Origin of the sequence: Bradyrhizobium sp. AZCC 1610, assembly GCF_036924515.1 — a bacterium.
In the GTDB taxonomy this organism is placed as follows: domain Bacteria; phylum Pseudomonadota; class Alphaproteobacteria; order Rhizobiales; family Xanthobacteraceae; genus Bradyrhizobium.
Map to the genome: position 1 here is coordinate 1056774 of NZ_JAZHRR010000001.1, position 19428 is coordinate 1076201.

The window sequence follows — 19428 nt, forward strand, 5'->3', positions numbered from 1 at the left end:
GCTATTTTTCAACGACGCTTGCGTTCGGCCTGAGGCCACCGCGCGTCAATTCAGATGGAGCCGGCGTTTGCGTGCGCGCAGCCGGATGACGCCATGACCGTTCAAACAGACAAACGTCCCGCGGCAATACGCGTGGTCATCCCGTTCGTGTTTCGCCACTGGCTGCAACAGCCCGGCCGCGCCGCCGTCGTCGCCGGCGGCCTGCTGGGCGCGACCGCGGCCGACCTGTTCATGCCGATCTTCTCCGGCCGCCTGGTCGATGCGCTGACCTTGGGCGCTTCGGACGCGGCGGCGCGGCATGCCGCGTTCGTTGCCTTTGGCGGGATCGTGGCGCTCGGCCTCATATCGATGATCCTGCGGCTGACCGGCCTGCAGGCGATCGTGCCGTTCACGCTGAAGACGATGTCCGACGTGTCGCGCGACGCGTTTGCGCGCGTGCAGCGTTTCTCGACCGACTGGCACGCCAACAGCTTTGCAGGATCAACCGTGCGCAAGGTCACGCGCGGCATGTGGGCGCTCGACCTGCTCAACGACACCATCCTGATGGCGCTGGCGCCGTCGCTGCTAGTGCTGCTGGGCTCGATGATCCTGCTCGGGCTGCACTGGCCCGTGCTCGGCGCGGTGATCGCGGTGGGCACGGTGATCTACGTATCGATGACGCTGGCGTTCTCGATGAATTATATCGCCCCCGCCGCGCGCGTCTCCAATGCCTGGGACACCAAGGTCGGCGGCACGCTGGCGGATGCTTTGACGTGTAACGCCGTGGTGAAGTCCTTCGGCGCGGAAGCGCGCGAGGATGCCCGGTTGGCCGGCGTCATCGGACGATGGCGCACGCGCGTGCAGCGGACGTGGTACCGTTACAATTACACCTCGACGGCACAGCTCGCGGTGTTGCTGTGCTTCCGCGGCTCGGTGATCGGCGGTGCGATCCTGCTGTGGATCGCCGGCCGCGCCACGCCGGGCGACGTCACCTATGTGCTGACCAGCTACTACATCATCCACGCCTACCTGCGCGACGTCGGCATGCACATCAACAATCTGCAGCGTTCGGTCAACGACATGGAGGAGCTGGTCGCGATCCATGGCGAGCCGATCGGCATTGCGGATGCGCCTGATGCAAAACCGATCGACATCCAAGGCGGCTGCATCGTGTTCGACGACGTGACGTTCCATTATGGCGGCCATCGCGCGCCGCTGTATGACGGCCTGTCGGTGGAGATCCGCGCCGGCGAACGGGTCGGCCTGGTCGGCCGTTCCGGTTCCGGCAAGACCACCTTCGTCAAGCTGGTGCAGCGGCTCTACGACGTTAGCGGCGGCAAGATCCTGATCGACGGTCAGGACATCGCGAAAGCTGAGCAGCATTCGCTGCGCAGCCAGATCGCGATCGTGCAGCAGGACCCGATCCTGTTTCACCGCACGCTGGCCGAGAACATCGCCTATGGCCGGCCCGGCGCCAGCACGCCGGCGATCGAGCAGGCGGCGCGGCTCGCCAACGCGCACGACTTCATCCTGCGGCTGCCGAAGGGCTACAGCACGCTGGTCGGCGAACGCGGCGTCAAGCTGTCGGGCGGCGAGCGACAGCGCGTCGCGTTGGCGCGCGCGTTCCTGGCGGACGCGCCGGTGCTGATCCTGGACGAGGCGACCTCGAGCCTCGATTCGGAATCGGAAGGCTTGATCCAGCAGGCGATGGAGCGGCTGATGAAAGGGCGCACCTCGATCGTGATCGCACACCGGCTATCGACGGTGCGCAGCCTCGATCGCATCCTGGTGTTCGATCGCGGCGAGATCGTCGAGCAGGGGACCCACGCGGCGCTGACGGCGCGACCCGGCGGCCTCTATCGTGGGCTGTTCGAGCTGCAGGCGACCGAGTTCGGCCGCATCTCGGCGGCGGAGTGATGTGCGTTCTTGCAGTCCTGCTCGGTGTCGGAATATGTTTCAGGCATCGAGAGGACTTGCGCGATGCGCTGGTTTCGCAAGGGTCGGCAGCCGGATGTCTGGGAAGTCGCCGACGATCAGCCGTTGGGCGATATCGGCGCGGCCCACAAGATTCGCGACATCTGTGCTTCCGCAGGTGCCATCGCGGAAAAGATGGCGGCGGCCGGCGGGCGTGATGCCGAGAAGAAGCAAGTCGCCGATGCCCAGCGATGCGAGGCCGCCATCAAGCGCGCGCTCGAAGTAGCGATGCAAATCTCCGACGATTCGATGCGTGACGTTTCAGTGAGCCAGATCATCAAGCTGTGCGTGCAGGTGGATCATCTGAAGACCGCGAGGGTCCTGCTTCGCGCAATACAGTCGGAAAAGACGAGGGCGGAATTGGTGGCCGATCACCCGAAGCTGATCGATCAGGATGCCGCCAACTGAGGCGGTTCGCGATCGCGTTGCGGCGGCGACGGCGCGGCCTTGGCGCGCGTGCGCGTCGAGATCGCGACCGTCACCACGACGGCGGCGGCGAATAGCAGGATCTGCAGCGTGATGGTTTCGTCGTTGAAGAACGCCGCGAGCGCAAAGGTGACGAAGGGTTGCAGCAATTGGATCTGCGACACCCGCGCGATGCCGCCCATCGCCAGCCCCGCGTTCCATGCGAAGAATCCGATCCATTGCGAGAACAGCGCGACATAGAGCAGCCCGAGCCATGGCTTCAGGGCTATCTGGCCGACATCGTGCGGCATGGTCAGCACTGCCGCCGGTATCGAGAGCGGCAGGCCGATGACGAGAATCCAGCTAATGACCTCCCAGCCCGGCATCTGCGATGTGAGCCGACCGGAAAACGCATAACCGATTGCGGCCACGGCGACGGAGGCGAACAGAAACAGGTCACCGGCCGCGAGCGCACCGCCGCCTTGACGCAATGCAAACATGATCACTAGCGCCGCGCCGGCGACGGAGGCGATCCAGAACAGCGGCCTCGGCCGTTCATGGGTGATGGCGACGGCGGCGAGCGCGGTGGCGATCGGCAGAATCCCGAGCACCACACCGCCATGCGAAGCGTCGACCCGCTGCATCCCGAGCGACATCAGAAGCGGAAACAGGATGGCGACGCAGAGCATGGCGATCACGAGTTGCGGCCACAGCGCGCGGGGCGGCAGCGGGCGGCGCAACATGAGGAGGAGCGCCAGCGAACACAGCCCTGCGATCGCTGTGCGCAGCGAGGTCAGTGCAATCGGATCAATTTCCGCAACCGCGATCCGCGTCGCCGGCAGCGTGCCGCCGAAGATCGCCATGCCGATGAAGCCCAGCAGCAGGCCGAGACGCTCGCGTGACGCAGGGGAGGACATGAGGCGATTGGTTAGCTGTTTTGCTTGCCAGCGTACAGCAATCTACTCGGAGCACATGGCGGCTATGCGCCACTACCTCGGAGCAATGCTGCTCCACACCAATCCGGCGCCTGACAGAAACAGCAGCGCCAGCACGACGTCGTAGAAATTTCGGTCGTTCAGGGCGTGGTAGGTGCGCATGCCGAGGCGGGCGCCGATCAGCGTGCCGGGCAACGCCAGCATCGCCAGCCAGAACACGTCCAGCTTTACGAAACCGCTGGCGATCTGCAGGCAGAGCGCGGCGCCGAGCACGCTGCCATTGAAGATCTGGAAAACGCTGCGGCGCTGATCCTTGGTCCAGCCGCGGATGCTGGCCCACAGGGTCGGCAGCGGGCCGGACAGGCCGGCAAGGCCGCCGAGAATGCCGCCGGCAAATCCGACGCCGGCGTCGGCGATGCGGCCGCCGAAATGAAAGGCCATCGGCTTGCGGATGAAATAGAGCGCGGTCGGAAACACCAGCAGCATCACGCCGACGCTGAGCTTGAAGGTCTGCGGATCGGCGCGCGCGACCAATAGTGCCCCGATCGGCATGCCGACAAGTCCGCCGGCCACGAACGGCAAAGCCAGCTTGAAGTCGAGCAGCTTCCACATCGACGGCAATGTCGAGATCTGCGAGCTGACCGAACAGATCAGCACCAGCGGCACGGCAATCGCCGGCGGCAGGATGTATAGCCAGATCCCCAGCGCCATCAGCGCCGTGCCGAAACCGGCGAGGCCTGAAACGAAACCACCGGCGAGCGCGCCAGCAAGCAAAATCGCGTAGGTGGCGACGTCCATCACTGTGTCTTTTTCTTGATCATTGCCGCGACGTTTACGCGACGCGGCGGACAGGTACTATCGCAATTGAAGCCTTCAACAACAACCCGGTGGAAACGGCTCAATGAGTACAACTCCTTCGAAAACCTTTCTTGTCTGTCACGGCGCGTGGTCCGCAGGCTGGGCGTGGAAGCGACATCGTGCTGATCGGCCACAGCTATGGCGGCATGGTTGCGACAGGCGTCGCCGACCGTGCGCGCGACAAGGTCAGGCAGTTGATCTATGTCGACGCCTTCGTGCCCGGCGACGGCCAGTCGTTGCTGGATCTGAATCAGGCGGCCGTGTTGCGGATGCAGGAACTGGCAAAGTCCGGCGGCTGGCGCGTGCCGCCGAATCCGACGCCATCGGATACGTCGCCTGCAGATGTCGAATGGCTCTCAACACGTCGCGTCGACATGCCGATCAAATGCTTCGAGACCAGGCTCAAGCTGCAGGGTGGGCCGCTGACCCTGCCACGTAGCTACATCTACGCCACGCGTATCACGCCGGCCGATACGTTTGGGCAGTTCGCCAGAATGACGAAGGGCGATTCCGCCTGGAGCTATTACGAGATCGACGCCAGCCATTCGCCGAATGTCACCGCGCCGGAGGCGTTGATGGCGTTACTGCAAAAGATCGCTGCGTAGTTGCGTAGCCCGGATGAAGCGCAGCGCAATCCGGGGCCGATGCCAGTCCCGGACGTCGTGCCAAATATGACGGGTATTGAGCTAACGGAGCGCACAGATCCCGGATTGCGCTGCGCTCCATCCGGGCTACGAGATGCCCCGCATACCGATTGACTCTCCGCCATCCGCCCAACAAGCTGGCGAGCCGGTGGTCGGCGTCGATCGCGGAGGGCAGGGCCATGGCGGCCAGAACGACGGTAGGCGTCGAGACGTGGTCGACCGGTCTGGTCGAGCCTGAACGACGCCTGGACTATTGGATCGGCGCCGTCTGCGAATGTTTTCTCGAAATGGATATCACGACGCAGGTCCGCTCGGGCTTCGATTGCTCCGTTCAGCGCGGGCAACTCGACACGATCGGCATCAACCGCGTGCAGGGATCGGCGCAGCACGTCTACCGCCGCAAAGCCAGCGTCGCCCGCAGCACGTCGAACTACTATTATTTGCTGTGCAAGACCGACAACGACTGGACGGTCATGCAGAACGGTCACGCGTCGCGGATGCGGCCGATGGATCTCGTCCTGCTGGATTCCCGGCGCTGCTATGAATTCAACTTTGCGGTGACCGCAGACACGCTGTCGCTGGAGCTGCCGATCCACTGGGTCGAATCCTGGATCACCGATCCCGAGCGGCGCATCGGGCAGCGCATCGACGGGCGCGCCGGCTGGGGCGCGGCGCTCAGCGCATTTGCCTGCCAATTGACTCCGCAGCTCGCCACGGACCAGCCGCTGCCGGCGCGGGTGCTGACCGACCAGCTCGGCGCGCTGCTGGCGCTTGGGTTCGGCAGCGAGATTCCGGCCACGCCCGCCGAGCAGCGCGATGCCGCAAAACTCTTGGACCAGATCGGCCGTGCCATAAGGCTGCGCTACGCCGAGCCGGGACTGACGGCTGTGGCCGTCGCGGAGGATTTGCGTGTCTCGGAGCGGACCTTGCACCGCTGCCTCAACAAAGTGGGCCTGACGTTTAGCGGGCTGCTCAACGATTGCCGGATGGCGGCGGCGCGCAGGATGCTGAGCGAGCCGCGGTTCGATCGCATCAGGATCAGTGGGATCGGACTGCGTGTCGGCCTGTCCGATCCATCCCACTTCATCCGCCAATGCCGCAAGTTTCTCGGCATGACCCCGGGCGCATTCCGGCGGCAGCGCTGAGGCGTTATTGTAGCGCCCCTTGGCGCAATCCGGCGATGACACTGGCCGAATCCGGCCATCCACGCGAGACGCCGTCTCTATCAAGGTTCGATTTTGCGAAATCGAGGGGAGACGGGAATGGCAGACACTTACGTACTGGTTCACGGCGCGTGGCACACCGGCGCCGAAATGGAAGCGGTGGCCGGGCATCTTCGCAAGAGCGACCACATCGTGCATTGCCCAACGGTGGCCGGCAACAACAAGGACGACGATCGCGAGACGATTGGTCTCGAGCAGGCGATCTCGTCGATCGTCACTTACATCGAAGCGAACAATCTGCGCGACATCCGCCTGGTCGGCCACTCCTATGGAGGCATGGTGATTTCGGGCGTCGCCGACCGCCTGACGGACCGGATCAAACGCCTTGTCTATGTCAACGCCTTTGTCCCACTGGATGGGCAGTGCCTCAACGACATGGTGCCGCCGCACTACGTTGGACTGTTCGATGCCGTGGCCGCTGCCAACAACAACGCCGTGATGCTGCCGTTCGAAATCTGGCGCGACGCCTTTATCAACGACGCCGACCTCGAACTGGCGAAGTCCGCCTTCGCCAAACTCAATCTGCATCCCTACAAGACATTCACCGACAAGATCACGCTGAAGCGGGCCCTGGCGGAACTGCCGGTCGGCAAATCCTATGTCAATTGCCAGCAGGACATCGCCCTGCCGCACAGCATGCCATGGCATCCGCGGTTGTCGGAACGGCTGGGGCTTTTCCGGCTGGTCGAATGCAACGGCAGCCACGAGATGTTCTTCAGCAATCCGGCAAGGCTGGCGCAGGCGATTGCGGAGGCGGGTCGCGACTGAGATCGATGCGCGAACGCGTAGCCCGGATGGAGCGCAGCGCAATCCGGGAGCGGTCCGCCAGCAACTGACAGTGGCCCCGGATTACGCTGCGCTCCATCCGGGCTACGGGTTGCGTTGGTTGAAATGGCGAAGGGTCCGGCGTGTTCGCGCCGAACCCTTCATTTTAGAGCATCAGCCAGCCTGTAAGCCGGGTTCTGTAGGGCACCATTCTTGCGAATGGTACGTGACGGCCATTCCTCTGGGACCATGTTTGCACATGGCCTCGAGCAACCTACCCGGACGGCGAGCCTGACATCGCCCTGCGGTGTTATCGCTTCTCGCGAACTTACCGCGTTGCCGTCCCTATTCGGTTTTGCTCCCGGTGTGGTTTGCCATGCCGGTTCCGTTGCCGGACCCGCGGTGCGCTCTTACCGCACCTTTTCACCCTTACCTCCTCCGGAGAGAAGGCGGTTCGTTCTCTGTGGCACTTTCCCTGGGGTCACCCCCGCCGGACGTTATCCGGCACCGTATGTCGATGGAGCCCGGACTTTCCTCCCCCGCAGCCTTTCGACCGTAGCGGGAGCGGCCGTCCGGCCGACTGACGCCTTAAGGCATGGGGGTTGGGGGGCGTGGCGTCAAGCCGCCAAACCAAGCAAAATAAACTATCCTGAAGATGTCGTTTGGCGTTGGCTCCGTTCGACTGGGTGTCGGCGATCCAGCCGATCAAAGGGAGTAATGAGATGCAGTACCTGCTGTTGATCTATCGGAACGAAGCCGAAATCGGCAAAATGGGCCCTGCCGAGCGGAAGCAAGTGACCGCCGACTACGGCGCATTCACCCAGTCCATCGTTCAAAGCGGCCATTTCAAGGCCGGCGACGGCTTGCAGCCGACGACGACCGCGACCACGGTGCGGGTTCGCGACGGCAAGATGCTGACCACGGATGGTCCATTCGCGGAGACGCGCGAGCAACTCGGCGGCTACTATCTGGTCGAGGCCAAGGATCTCGACACGGCCCTCGGCATTGCCGCGCGCATTCCCGGCGCCAAGTCGGGTTCGATCGAGGTCAGGCCGGTCATGGTCTATGATTGACGGCGCATGACGCCCATCGAAATCGAAAAGATCTTTCGCGACGAGGCGGGGCGGGCGCTGGCCACGCTGATCCGCCTCGTCGGCGATTTCGATCTCGCCGAGGATGCCCTGCAGGATGCTTTTGCGGTGGCGCTGGAGCGCTGGGCTACCACTGATCTGCCATCCAATCCGCGGGCCTGGCTGGTCAATGTCGGGCGCAACAAGGCGATCGATCGCGTGCGCCGCAATGTCGCGTTTCGCGGCAAGCAGCAGGAACTGACGCATGAAATCCTGCTTAATGCGTCGGCGCCGTACGAGGCCGCCGACGGCGTGCTCGACGACGACATGTTGCGGCTGATCTTCACCTGCTGCCACCCGTCCTTTGCCGCCGAGGTTCAGGTCGCGCTCACACTGCGCACGGTGTGCGGGCTCTCGACAGCGCAGGTGGCGCGGGCGTTTCTCGCAGGCGAAGACGCGATGGCGCAGCGCCTGGTGCGCGCCAAGCAGAAAATCCGGCTCGCCGGCATCGCTTACGAGGTTCCGGAACGCGAAGCGCTGGAGCCGCGGTTGCGCGGCGTGCTTGCGGTAATCTATCTCGTCTTCACCGAAGGCTATGTCGCAACCTCCGGCGAAGATCTGATGCGGCCTGATCTTGCGCGCGAGGCGATCCGGCTGGCGCGGCTGCTCGACGCGCTGATGCCGGGACGCGGCGAGATCAAGGGGTTGCTGGCGCTGATGCTGTTGCATGATTCACGCCGCGCCGGCCGCGAAACCGCAGGCGGCGATATCGTGCTGCTGGAAGAGCAGGACCGCACGCTGTGGGACAAGAGCCAGATCGCCGAAGGCTTGATGCTGGTGGAGGACGCGCTGCGGATGCCGGGGCGGCCGCAATCCTACGCGGTGCAGGCGGCAATCGCCGCGCTGCATGCGCGTGCGCCCAGTTATAACGATACCGATTGGCGGCAGATCGCCGGCCTCTATGAAGTGCTGCTCCGGATCAGCCCGTCGCCGGTGATCGAACTCAACCATGCCGCCGCAGTGTCGATGGTCGACGGTCCGGCGCGGGCGCTCGACCTGATCGATGCGCTGGAGGCGCGCGGCGGGCTGAAGGGCTATGAGCTGCTGCCGGCCGTGCGCGCGGATTTGTTGCGCCGGCTCGGCCGGCGCGTTGCGGCGCGCGAAGCATATCAGGCGGCGACGACGGCAACGCAACTCGAGCCGTTGCGGCGATTTTATGCGCGGCGGATCGCGGAGCTGGGTTCTTAGCCGTCATGCCCGGGCAGAAGCGCGAAGCGCGTCTTCGCGCTAGATGTCCCGGGCATCCACGTCTTCCCCTTCGTGTGAGCCAAAGACGTGGATGGCGGGACAAGCCCGGCCATGACGATAGGGGTACAGATCGGAGCTGGATTTACGTCGCAACCACCGTCGTGGTCGCATCCGCCGGCAAACTCGCCAGCAGCGCGTGCAGCGTGCTCATGATCGAGTGATCGGCGATGCCGTCGACGCGCGCGGGACGGAAGTGGCGCTGAAACGCGGTGACCACTTCCATGGTCGGGCCGTCAAACTTGCCGTGGGTCGGGATATTGTAGCCGTATTTGGCAAGCGCCGCCTGCATACCTGCGACGTCGTCGCTGATGCTGCCGAGCTTGAGCGTTTCGCCGCGCACGATCGGCGCCGGCTGCACCCAATGGCCGACGCCGGAATTGGCCAGCGAATGCCACGGGAATTTTTCGCCGGGATCCCTTTTGCGCGCCGGGGCGACATCGGAATGCCCGAGCACGCGATGCGAAGGTATCTTGCGGCGGAGCATGATGCCGCGGCACAGCGCGATCACGGCGGCGATCTGGCGCAGCGGGAAGTCGGGATAACCCCAGTCATGGCCGCGATTGATGATCTCGATCCCGATCGAGCAGGAATTGATGTCTTCCTCGCCGGCCCAGGAGGATACGCCGGCGTGCCAGGCGCGCTTGGCTTCTGGCACGCATTGCACGATGCGGCCGTCTTCCAGCACGATGTAATGGGCTGACACGTCGGTGCCGGGGGTGCAGAGCTGGGCGATCGCGCCTTCCACATCCGGCATGCCGGTGTAGTGCAGCAGGATCATGTCCGCGATGCGGCCGTTGTTGCGGTCGCCATGGTTCGGCGACGGGATGACGTCGGATGCGATCGAGGAATCTGGGGTAAAGGTCTTCATGTCGGCGTTGGCCCTGGGAACGGGAAGGGCGCGTTGACGCCTCGAATCAATACCAGCAGATGCGAACGAACCAGTAGCCATTTTTTAAACCCAAACCGGGCGGGAGAGCGGCAACATCGTGGCTTAAGCAGCAATGCCATTTACTATTCATTTACCTCGTGGCCGCGCAATCCGGCGGTCGAGTTCCAGCTCGCATTTTGACCGAGTGTGTGCGAGGCGCATCACCGGCTTTCGGTGTCTAGAAAGCGCGCAAAACCCTTCGTTGATCATCAACGCTTTCTTAACGCTAAGTGCCGTTACTAAGTGATGAAGAGCCGAACCGGATTGGGGACGGCCGAGGCCCTCTTTCGCGCTCGAAATGCCATGGCAACCCAGCAAATTCCGTCTGGAAATGAGGGGGCGCGAGGCCGGGCCGGAAACGGTAAGCGCGCCGAGTCGCGGGTTTTTGGCCGGAAAAGCCCGGCGAAGCGCAGAGATTTGAGGCGCAATGGACCCGTTCGCGTCCAGTTTTCGCAGCATCGACTGGAAACCGCCGGGGGACGGCGCATGAGCCCGGCTGCGCCGCGACACATCTCGGTGCTCGGCCGCGAGGCGGTCGAGATGCTCAATCCCCGGGACGGTGGCATCTATATCGACGCGACCTTCGGCGCCGGCGGCTACAGCCGCGCAATCCTTGCTGTCGCGGGAACCCGGGTCATCGGCATCGATCGCGACCGGTCAGCAATTACCGGCGGATTCGATCTGGTTGACCAGTCCGGCGGCCGGCTGACCCTGGTCGAGGACCGATTCTCCAACCTTGCAGACATCTGCGCGGCGCAAGGCATGGCCGAAGTGGACGGCGTCGTGATGGACGTCGGCGTTTCCTCGATGCAGCTCGATCAGGCCGCGCGCGGCTTCTCGTTCCGGCTCGGCGGTCCGCTCGATATGCGGATGGGCCATGACGGGCCGACGGCGGCGGATGTCGTGGCGAAGGCCTCCGAGGCCGATCTCGCCAATATCATCTACATCTTCGGCGAGGAGCGCCATTCCCGCGCCGTGGCGCGCGCCATCGTGACGGCGCGCAAGGAAGCGCCGATTACGACGACGCAAGCGCTGGCCGATATCGTCGGCAAGGTGGTGCGCTCCAAGCCGAACGAGATTCATCCGGCGACGCGCACGTTCCAGGGCCTGAGAATCTTCGTCAACGCGGAACTCGACGAACTGCATCTGGCGCTGGCGGCAGCCGAGCGCGTGCTGAAGCCCGGCGGGCGGCTGGTAGTCGTGTCGTTTCATTCGCTGGAAGACCGCATCGTCAAGGATTTTTTCAACGCGCGCGGCAAGACCGGCGGCGGTTCGCGGCACTTGCCTGAGTTGGCGCAGGTTGCGCCGAGTTTCCAGATTTTGACCAAGCGTCCCGTTACCCCCGGCGAAGCCGAAGTGGCCGTCAATCCGCGCGCGCGTTCCGCTAAGCTACGCGCTGCCGAGCGCACGATGGCGCCGGCGCATGCGGCAGGCCGCCTGCCGGCATGGCCCGTTCTTGCCGACGTGATGAGGGGAGGCTGACCAATGCGTGTCATCCACTTCCTCGTTATCGGCGTGCTGGTGTTCGCGGCGGCCTACGTCTACCGGATCAAGATGGAATCGACCGCGCGCGTCGAGCGCGTGCTGCGGCTGAACGCCGAGATCCGCGAGCAGCGCGATGCCATAGCGGCGCTGCGCGCGGAATGGGCCAAGCTCGATGCGCCGCTGCGGCTGCAAGGGCTCGCCGAACGCCATCTCGGCCTGAAGCCGCTCAACGCCACGCAATACGATCAGTTGAAGAATTTGCCGGAACGGCCGCCGGCCTTTGCAAGGCCCGGTGCGCCCGATCCGATCGGCGCGATGATCAATACCATCGAGGCTGCCGCCGAAGCACCGCCCACAACCGGCTCCGTGCCCGCACCGGGAGATCAGCAATGACCGGCCGGGCGCTTGCCAACGTCAGGAGGCCCGCGGAACCGTGGCGGCAGCGGCTGATCCGCAGCCTGCTCTACGGGCGCAACGTCGATCGCGCTGCCAAGGCCCGGGCGCGGGTAGGATTGGCCATCCTGCTGTTCGCGGCGATCTATGCGGTGCTGGCCGGACGTCTGGTGATGTTCGCGGTCGGCGCCGACAGCCACGGCGCGCGCCGGGCCGGCTCGCAGGACGCGATTGCGACCGCGCGGCCGGACATCGTCGACCGCAACGGCACGGTGCTCGCGACCGACGTCAAGAGCCCGAGCCTGTTCGGCGAGCCCAGGCGCATCATCGACAAGGACGAGGCGATCGAACTTTTGACCGCGGCGCTGCCGGACCTCGACGAAGCGGAGGCGCGCACGCGCCTGTCGTCGCGCAAGGGCTTTGTGTGGCTGAAGCGCGAGATCACGCCAAAACAGCAGCACGACATCCACAAGCTCGGCATTCCCGGCATCGGCTTCCTGCGCGAGAACAAGCGGGTCTATCCGACGGGTGCTGCGGTCGCGCATCTGATCGGGCTCGTCAACATCGACAACCAGGGCATCGCCGGGATGGAGAAGTGGCTGGACAATAACGGTCTGGCCGATCTGCACCGCGCCGGCTTCGCCACCGATCGCCTGCAGCGCCCGGTGGAACTGTCGATCGACCTGCGTGTCGAACATGCACTGCGCGATGAGCTGTTGAAGGCGAAGGAAAAATACAAGGCCAAGGCGGCGTCCGGCCTCGTCTCCAACGTCCGGACCGGCGAGATCGTGGCCCTGGTGTCGTTGCCGGATTTCGACCCGAACAATCCGAAAGAGGCGCACGATCCCGAGCGCATCAACCGCCTGACCACCGGCGTGTTCGAAATGGGCTCGACCTTCAAGGCGCTGACGCTGGCGATGGCGCTGGATTCCGGCAAGGCCAACCTCAACACGCTCTATGATGGACGCGGGGCACTGAAGTTCGGCAAGTTCACCATTCACGACACCCATCCGGTCGGCCGCGCGATCACGCTGTCGGAAGTGTTTACGTTCTCCTCGAACGTCGGCGCGGCCAAGATCGCGCTGGCGCAGGGCGTCGAGGCGCACAAGGCGTTCCTGAAGAAGCTCGGCCAGATGGACCGGCTGCGCACCGAACTGCCTGAAAGCGCCTCCCCGATCGTGCCGAAGCGCTGGAGCGAGCTCAACACCATCACGATCGCCTTCGGTCACGGCATCGCCGTGGCGCCGCTGCAGGCGGTGATGGGCATCAACGCCTGCATCAATGGCGGTCTCCTGATTCCCCCGACCTTCCTCAAACGGTCGGAAGAGGAGGCCAGGGCGATCGCCAAGAAGGTGCTCAGAACGGAAACTTCCGACAAGATGCGTTATCTGATGCGGCTGAACGCCGAGATCGGAACCGCCAAGAAGGCCGACGTGAAGGGTTACTATATCGGCGGCAAGACCGGCACCTCGGAAAAGGTGGTCAACGGGCGCTATTCCAAGAAACAGGTGCTCAACTCGTTCACCGCGATCATTCCGGCCGACAATCCGCAGTACCAGTTGCTGGTCATGCTGGACGAGCCGAAAGCGCTGCCGGAAACCCATGGCTTCATTACCTCGGGCTGGAACGCGGTGCCGACCGGCGGCAAGGTGATTGCCCGCATCGGCCCGCTTCTGGGCATCGAGCCGCGCTTCGATCTGCCGCCGTCCGACCGCCTTATTCTTGCGGCATCGAGGACAACCCAGTAAGGCGTAGGATCAGGCGCGCCAAGCTGCGCCGGGCCGGACTGGAGCACGATGAAACTTCGCGAACTCTTCAGCGACGACGCTGCGATCGAGCCGCAGGCGGAAGCTGTCGATGTGAAAGGCCTTGCGGTCGACAGCCGCGCGGTGAAGCCGGGCGACCTGTTCTTTGCCATTGCAGGCAGCAAGACCGACGGCTCGCGCTTCGTCGATTCGGCTATACGGGCGGGGGCTGTCGCGGTAGCCGGTGACCATGCGCCGCCCGGCGGCCTCCGCGTGCCGTTCGTCGTCACGTCAAATCCACGCCGCGCGCTGGCGCTGGCGGCGGCGAGATTTTATCCGCGGCAGCCCGCGACCATCGCGGCGGTGACCGGGACCAGCGGCAAGACCTCGGTGGCCGCGTTCACGCGCCAGATCTGGGAACGGCTCGGCCACGCAGCGGCCAGCATTGGCACCATCGGCCTCGTTTCGCCGAAGCGCACGGTGTACGGCTCGCTAACGACGCCGGACCCGATCGCGCTGCACAGGCAGCTCGACGAGATCGCGGGCGACGGTGTCACGCATCTGGCCTTCGAGGCGTCCTCGCACGGGCTCGACCAGTTCCGGCTCGATGGCGTACGCATCGCCGCCGGCGGTTTTACCAATCTCACGCGCGACCACATGGACTATCACCCTGACGTCGCGCATTACCTCGCCGCCAAGCTGCGGCTGTTCCGCGATCTCGTTGCGCCTGGTGGTGCGGCGGTGATCTCGGCCGATCATGAGTGCTCGCCGGAAGTGATCGAGGCGGCGCGGACGCGGGGCTTGCGGATCATCACCGTCGGCCGCAATGCGGATGGCGCCGGTGAAGGCATCCGCCTCGTTGGTGCTACCGTCGAAGGATATGCACAGAACCTTGCACTGGCGAACCGCGGGCGCAATTGCACGATCAAGCTGCCGCTGGTCGGCGAATTCCAGATCGAGAACGCGCTCGTTGCCGCGGGGCTCGCGATCGGCACCGGCAGCGAGGCGGATGCTGTGCTGGATGCGCTCGAGCATCTCGAAGGCGCCAAGGGGCGGCTGGAGCGGGTCGGCGCACACAATGGCGCGCCGATCTTTGTCGATTACGCGCACAAGCCGGATGCGCTGGCGAAGGCGCTGCAGGCGCTGCGGCCTTACGCCAAGCGCAAACTCGTCGTCATCTTCGGCGCCGGTGGCGATCGCGACGCCGGAAAACGCCCGATCATGGGTGCGATTGCGGCCGAGAATGCGGATCAAGTCATCGTCACCGACGACAATCCGCGCAGCGAAAATCCGGCCACGATCCGCGCCGCCATTCTGGCGGCGGCGAAGGGCGCCAGCGACATCGGCGATCGTGCTGAAGCGATCAGGGCAGGGATAGCAGCGCTGCAGCCCGGCGATGCCTTGCTGATCGCCGGCAAGGGGCACGAGACCGGCCAGATCGTCGGCGACACGGTTTTGCCGTTCAGCGATCACGAGGCGGTGGCGGCCGCGCTCGCAGCGAGGGTGGCATGAGCACGACGCCATTGTGGACCACTGCCGAAGTCGCGCGCGCGCTGGGGCTGTCCGGCGAGTACCCCGCTACGCCGATTGATTTCGTCACGCAGGACAGCCGGTTGGTGAAACCGGGCTGCCTGTTCGTGGCGTTGAGCGGCACGCCAAGCGGCGGCTTCATCTCCAGTTTCGCCAGCGCGCGCGATGGCTGGGAATTCGCCGCCAAGGCGGAAGCGGCCGGCGCCGTGGCGATGATCGTCCCGCATCGGATCGACGGCGTCAGCGTTCCGCAGTTGATCGTCGAGGACACGTTGATCGATGGCCTGTGGCGGCTTGCACGCGCGGCGCGGGCGCGGTTCAACGGTCCGGTGATCGGCCTGACCGGCAGCGCCGGCAAGACCAGCACCAAGGAGTTCCTCGCCGCGTATCCTGCCGCCTATGCCAGCCCGAGCAGCTTCAACAATTTCTGGGGCGTGCCGCTGACGCTGTGCAATGCCAGCCCTGGCGCGAGCGTGTGGGTCGTCGAAATGGGCATGAACCAATCAGACGAGATCGCGCGGCTCAGCGAACTGACCCAGCCTACGGTCGCGCTTGTCGTAAACGTGCAGCCGGTGCATCTGGAAAAGCTCGGCAGCCTGGAAGCGATCCGGCGCGAGAAGGTGAGCATCGCGCAAGGTCTGCCTGACGATGGCGTGCTGGTGCTGCCTGATGATGTCGAGGCGCCGGAATGGAACGGCAAGGTCGTTCGCTTTGGCGAGGGATCCGAGGTGCGGGAGCTGAACCACGCAGCCGAGGGCGAGAGCTGGAACGTCACTGCGCAGGTGAACGGCAAGCCAATCGAATTCGGCCTGACGCCCGGTGCGCCACATCGGCTGCAGAACGCGCTTGCCGCGCTGGCGTCCGTCCGTGCCGCCGGGCTCGAACCGGCGTCGCTGGCCAACGAGCTCAGCCATGTCGGCATCATGACCGGCCGCGGCGTGGAGCAGGCGGCCCATGGCGTCACCGTGATCGACGACAGTTTCAACGGCAATCCGGCCAGCATGGTGGCCGCGCTCGGCAGCCTGAAGGCGCGGCCGGTGAAGGCTGGCCGGCGCATCGCCGTTCTCGGCGACATGCTGGAACTGGGCGCTGATGCGCCCGCCTATCACGAGAAGCTCGCCGCAGACCTGCCGGGCATCGACGGCATTTACTGCGTCGGCCCGCTGATGCGCCATTTATACGATCTCGTGCCGGCGGAGCGGGCGTTGGGCTGGCATGAAGACCCGGCCACGCTCGATCCCCAGGAAATCGCCGCATTGCTGCGGAACGGGGACGTGGTGGTCGTCAAGGGCAGCAAAAAGATGTTCTGGGTGAACAAGTTTGTGCCGAGGTTGCTGGCCGCCTTGCAGGCAAAGGCGTAAACTAGGCCGCACCTGACGGGTGCGTTGTGTCCGCGAGAGGCGATTCGTCAATACCCCATGCATGACCAAGATTTGCTTGGTTTGGGGATGAAAACGATTATCAAGGCGTTCCCGGAACGAACGCGTTCCCGGAACGCAGGCGTTCCCGGAGCGCTTCCCGCCAAAGACGGCGCAACCAAGCCGCGTGATAGGGCCGACCTGAATGTTTTACTGGCTGATCGAGCTTTCCAACACCGTCCCGGGTTTTGGCATCTTCCGCGGTGCGTTCAACGTGTTTCGCTACATCACCTTCCGCACCGGCGGGGCGATGGTGACGGGCGCGCTGTTCGTGTTCCTGTTCGGACCCTGGATCATCGATCATTTGCGGCTTCGGCAAGGCAAGGGCCAGCCGATCCGCACCGACGGCCCGCAATCGCATTTGATCTCCAAGAAGGGCACGCCGACGATGGGCGGCCTGATGATCCTGTCGGGCCTCGTGGTCTCGACGTTGCTGTGGGCCAATCCGCTCAACCCTTACGTCTGGATCGTGCTCGCGGTGACGCTCGGCTTCGGCTTCGTCGGATTCTACGACGACTATCTGAAGGTGACGAAGCAGAGCCATAGCGGCTTCGCCGGCAAGCTGCGGCTGTTGATCGAGGCGGTGATTGCGCTCGCGGCCTGCTACGCGCTGGTGCGGCTCGGCCGTGATGCGACCTCGACGTCGCTTGCGATACCCTTCCTGAAAGACGTGGTGATCAATTTCGGCTGGTTCTTCGTGATCTTCGGCGCGTTCGTCATCGTCGGCGCCGGCAATGCGGTGAACCTGACCGACGGCCTCGACGGGCTTGCGATCGTGCCGGTCATGATCGCCGCCGCGAGCTTCGGCATGATCTCGTATCTGACCGGCAACGCGGTCTTTTCGGATTATCTGCAGATCAGATACGTCGCCGGCACTGGTGAGCTCGCGGTGCTGTGCGGCGCGGTGCTCGGCGCCGGATTAGGATTCCTCTGGTTCAATGCACCGCCGGCTTCGATCTTCATGGGCGACACCGGCTCGCTCGCGCTCGGCGGCATGATCGGTGCGACGGCGGTTGCGGTCAAGCATGAGATCGTGCTGGCCGTGATCGGCGGGTTGTTCGTGCTGGAGGCCGTCTCCGTCATCGTGCAGGTGGCTTCGTTCAAGCTGACGGGAAAACGCGTGTTCCGGATGGCGCCGCTGCATCATCATTTCGAGCAGAAGGGCTGGACCGAACCGCAGATAGTGATCCGGTTCTGGATCATCTCGGTGATGCTGGCGCTGGCCGGCCTCTCCACGCTGAAGCTGCGGTGAGCCGCGCGCGATGATCCCCGTCACTTCATTCGCGGACAAGACGGTCGCCGTCTTCGGCCTCGGCGGTTCGGGCCTCGCGAGCTGCCACGCGCTGAAGGCCGGCGGCGCGGAGGTGATCGCGGGCGACGACAGTGCCGACAATGTCGCCAAGGCAGCCCAGGCCGGCTTCACCACCGCCGACCTGCGCACGGTGTCGTGGACGAATTTCTCGGCGCTGATTTTGACGCCCGGCGCGCCGCTCACCCATCCGGCGCCGCACTGGTCAGTGCTGATGGCACGTCAGGCTGGCGTCGAGGTGATCGGCGACATCGAACTATTTTGCCGGGAGCGCCGCCGCCATGCGCCGGACGCGCCGTTCGTCGCCATCACCGGCACCAACGGCAAGTCGACCACCACCGCCCTGATCGCACACCTGATGAAGGTGGCCGGCTACGACACCCAGATGGGTGGTAATATCGGAACCGCGATCCTGTCGCTGGAGCCGCCGCGGATGGGGCGCGTGCACGTGGTCGAGATGTCATCCTACCAGATCGATCTGGCGCCTTCGCTCGATCCGTCGGTGGGGATTCTCCTCAATGTCAGCGAAGACCACATCGATCGCCATGGCACGCTGGAGCACTACGCCGCCGTGAAGGCGCGGCTCGTTGCCGGCGTGCAGCCGCAGGGCACATCGATCGTCGGCGTCGATGACATCTGGAGCCGCAACATCGCCGACCGGCTCGATCAGGCCGGTAAGCGCGTGGTGCGCATCTCCGTGAAGAACCCGCTGCCCGACGGCATCTATGTCGAGCGCGAAACCATCGTTCAGGCGTCCGGCGGTGCGCGCAGCGAAATCGCAAGGCTGGGCGGCATCGGCTCGCTGCGCGGCCTGCACAACGCGCAGAACGCCGCTTGCGCAGCGGCCTGCGCGCTCGCGATGGGCATCGCGACCGATACGTTGCAAAACGGCCTGCGCAGCTTTCCCGGCCTTGCGCACCGCATGGAGCAGGTCGGTCGCCGCGGCAACGTGCTGTTCGTCAACGACTCCAAGGGCACCAATGCCGATGCCGCCGCGCACGCGCTGTCGTCGTTTGCCGACATCTTCTGGATCGCCGGCGGTAAGGCAAAACTCGGCGGCATCACCGGCCTGACCGAGTACTTTCCGCGCATCCGCAAAGCCTATCTGATCGGCGAGGCCGCGCAGGAATTTGCAGGGACGCTCGGCGAGCGCGTGCCGTACGAGATTTCGGAAACGCTCGATGTGGCGGTGGCGAACGCCGCACGCGACGCGGAAGCTTCGGGGCTCGTCGATCCCGTGGTGCTGTTGTCGCCCGCCTGCGCCTCGTTCGACCAGTACCGCAACTTCGAAATCCGCGGCGCCAAGTTTCGCGATCTGGTGACGGCGATGCCGGGCGTCAAGCCGGTGGTGTGAGGATGCGGATCGCGTAGGATGGGTAGAGCGTAGCGAAACCCATCGCTGTGGTACCGGATTGATGGGTTTCGCTGCGCTCTACCCATCCTACATACTGCCCATTCG

The 19428-nt window shown here is 64.7% G+C and carries 17 protein-coding genes and 1 other RNA gene; 14 read left to right on the forward strand and 4 right to left on the reverse strand.

Annotated elements, in window-relative coordinates; all coding sequences use genetic code 11:
* The first annotated feature begins 93 nt into the window (after positions 1-93).
* Both V1279_RS05340 and V1279_RS05345 read left to right on the forward strand, forming a co-directional pair.
* Complete coding sequence (locus V1279_RS05340) at positions 94-1896, forward strand: ABC transporter ATP-binding protein (protein ID WP_334433238.1); 1803 nt, start codon at positions 94-96, stop codon at positions 1894-1896.
* A gap of 63 nt (positions 1897-1959) precedes the next feature.
* Positions 1960-2361: a hypothetical protein gene (locus tag V1279_RS05345; protein WP_334433240.1), complete on the forward strand. Its 402-nt coding sequence runs from the start codon at positions 1960-1962 to the stop codon at positions 2359-2361.
* On the opposite strand, the gene V1279_RS05350 is transcribed toward V1279_RS05345, so the two are convergent.
* Complete coding sequence (locus V1279_RS05350; RefSeq protein ID WP_334433242.1) at positions 2343-3275, reverse strand: DMT family transporter; 933 nt, start codon at positions 3273-3275, stop codon at positions 2343-2345. The two genes, V1279_RS05345 and V1279_RS05350, sit on opposite strands and share 19 nt — an antisense overlap.
* A 72-nt stretch (positions 3276-3347) precedes the next feature.
* Entirely contained in the window at positions 3348-4091 is a 744-nt protein-coding gene (locus V1279_RS05355; protein WP_334433244.1) for a sulfite exporter TauE/SafE family protein, read from the reverse strand.
* Between the two features lie 131 nt (positions 4092-4222).
* On the opposite strand from V1279_RS05355, the gene V1279_RS05360 reads away from it, so the two are divergent.
* The 3 genes from V1279_RS05360 to V1279_RS05370 all read left to right on the forward strand — a co-directional run bounded on the left by V1279_RS05360 (position 4223) and on the right by V1279_RS05370 (position 6786).
* Positions 4223-4756, forward strand: coding sequence for an alpha/beta fold hydrolase (locus V1279_RS05360; RefSeq protein ID WP_334433246.1), 534 nt, complete (start codon positions 4223-4225; stop codon positions 4754-4756).
* A gap of 218 nt (positions 4757-4974) precedes the next feature.
* A complete protein-coding gene (locus V1279_RS05365; RefSeq protein WP_334433248.1) occupies positions 4975-5940 on the forward strand; it encodes a helix-turn-helix domain-containing protein in 966 nt (321 codons plus the stop codon).
* A gap of 117 nt (positions 5941-6057) precedes the next feature.
* Entirely contained in the window at positions 6058-6786 is a 729-nt protein-coding gene (locus V1279_RS05370; protein WP_334433250.1) for an alpha/beta hydrolase, read from the forward strand.
* A 167-nt stretch (positions 6787-6953) separates the two neighbouring features.
* Here the strand turns inward: V1279_RS05370 and rnpB are convergent.
* Positions 6954-7367: RNase P RNA component class A (gene rnpB / locus V1279_RS05375), an RNA gene on the reverse strand.
* Between the two features lie 138 nt (positions 7368-7505).
* Between rnpB and V1279_RS05380 the strand changes: the two genes are divergently transcribed.
* The gene (locus tag V1279_RS05380; RefSeq protein ID WP_334433253.1) at positions 7506-7856 is read left to right on the forward strand and encodes a YciI family protein; all 351 of its coding nucleotides are present in this window, start codon (positions 7506-7508) and stop codon (positions 7854-7856) included.
* 6 nt (positions 7857-7862) lie between these two features.
* A complete protein-coding gene (locus tag V1279_RS05385) occupies positions 7863-9101 on the forward strand; it encodes an RNA polymerase sigma factor (RefSeq protein ID WP_334433256.1) in 1239 nt (412 codons plus the stop codon).
* A 142-nt stretch (positions 9102-9243) separates the two neighbouring features.
* Here the strand turns inward: V1279_RS05385 and V1279_RS05390 are convergent, their stop codons facing one another.
* Positions 9244-10029, reverse strand: coding sequence for a peptidoglycan recognition protein family protein (locus tag V1279_RS05390; RefSeq protein ID WP_334433259.1), 786 nt, complete (start codon positions 10027-10029; stop codon positions 9244-9246).
* A gap of 546 nt (positions 10030-10575) precedes the next feature.
* Here V1279_RS05390 and rsmH point away from each other — a divergent pair.
* The 7 genes from rsmH (at position 10576) to murD (ending at position 19323) form a co-directional block, all read left to right on the forward strand.
* Positions 10576-11571 (forward strand): 16S rRNA (cytosine(1402)-N(4))-methyltransferase RsmH, encoded by a 996-nt coding sequence (rsmH, locus tag V1279_RS05395; RefSeq protein WP_334433262.1) that lies wholly within the window; start codon positions 10576-10578, stop codon positions 11569-11571.
* A gap of 3 nt (positions 11572-11574) precedes the next feature.
* On the forward strand, positions 11575-11967 hold the full coding sequence (ftsL, locus tag V1279_RS05400; RefSeq protein WP_334433265.1) for a cell division protein FtsL: 393 nt from the start codon (positions 11575-11577) through the stop codon (positions 11965-11967).
* A complete protein-coding gene (locus V1279_RS05405) occupies positions 11964-13715 on the forward strand; it encodes a peptidoglycan D,D-transpeptidase FtsI family protein (protein ID WP_334433269.1) in 1752 nt (583 codons plus the stop codon). The genes ftsL and V1279_RS05405 overlap by 4 nt, the downstream gene beginning before the upstream one ends.
* A 48-nt stretch (positions 13716-13763) precedes the next feature.
* Complete coding sequence (locus V1279_RS05410) at positions 13764-15224, forward strand: UDP-N-acetylmuramoyl-L-alanyl-D-glutamate--2,6-diaminopimelate ligase (protein WP_334433271.1); 1461 nt, start codon at positions 13764-13766, stop codon at positions 15222-15224.
* Positions 15221-16603, forward strand: coding sequence for a UDP-N-acetylmuramoyl-tripeptide--D-alanyl-D-alanine ligase (locus V1279_RS05415; protein WP_334433273.1), 1383 nt, complete (start codon positions 15221-15223; stop codon positions 16601-16603). Before V1279_RS05410 ends, V1279_RS05415 begins: the two co-directional genes overlap by 4 nt.
* Positions 16604-16805: 202 nt before the next feature.
* Positions 16806-17912 (forward strand): phospho-N-acetylmuramoyl-pentapeptide-transferase, encoded by a 1107-nt coding sequence (mraY, locus tag V1279_RS05420; protein WP_334433276.1) that lies wholly within the window; start codon positions 16806-16808, stop codon positions 17910-17912.
* A 10-nt stretch (positions 17913-17922) separates the two neighbouring features.
* On the forward strand, positions 17923-19323 hold the full coding sequence (gene murD, locus V1279_RS05425; RefSeq protein ID WP_334433279.1) for a UDP-N-acetylmuramoyl-L-alanine--D-glutamate ligase: 1401 nt from the start codon (positions 17923-17925) through the stop codon (positions 19321-19323).
* The last annotated feature ends 105 nt before the right edge of the window (positions 19324-19428 follow it).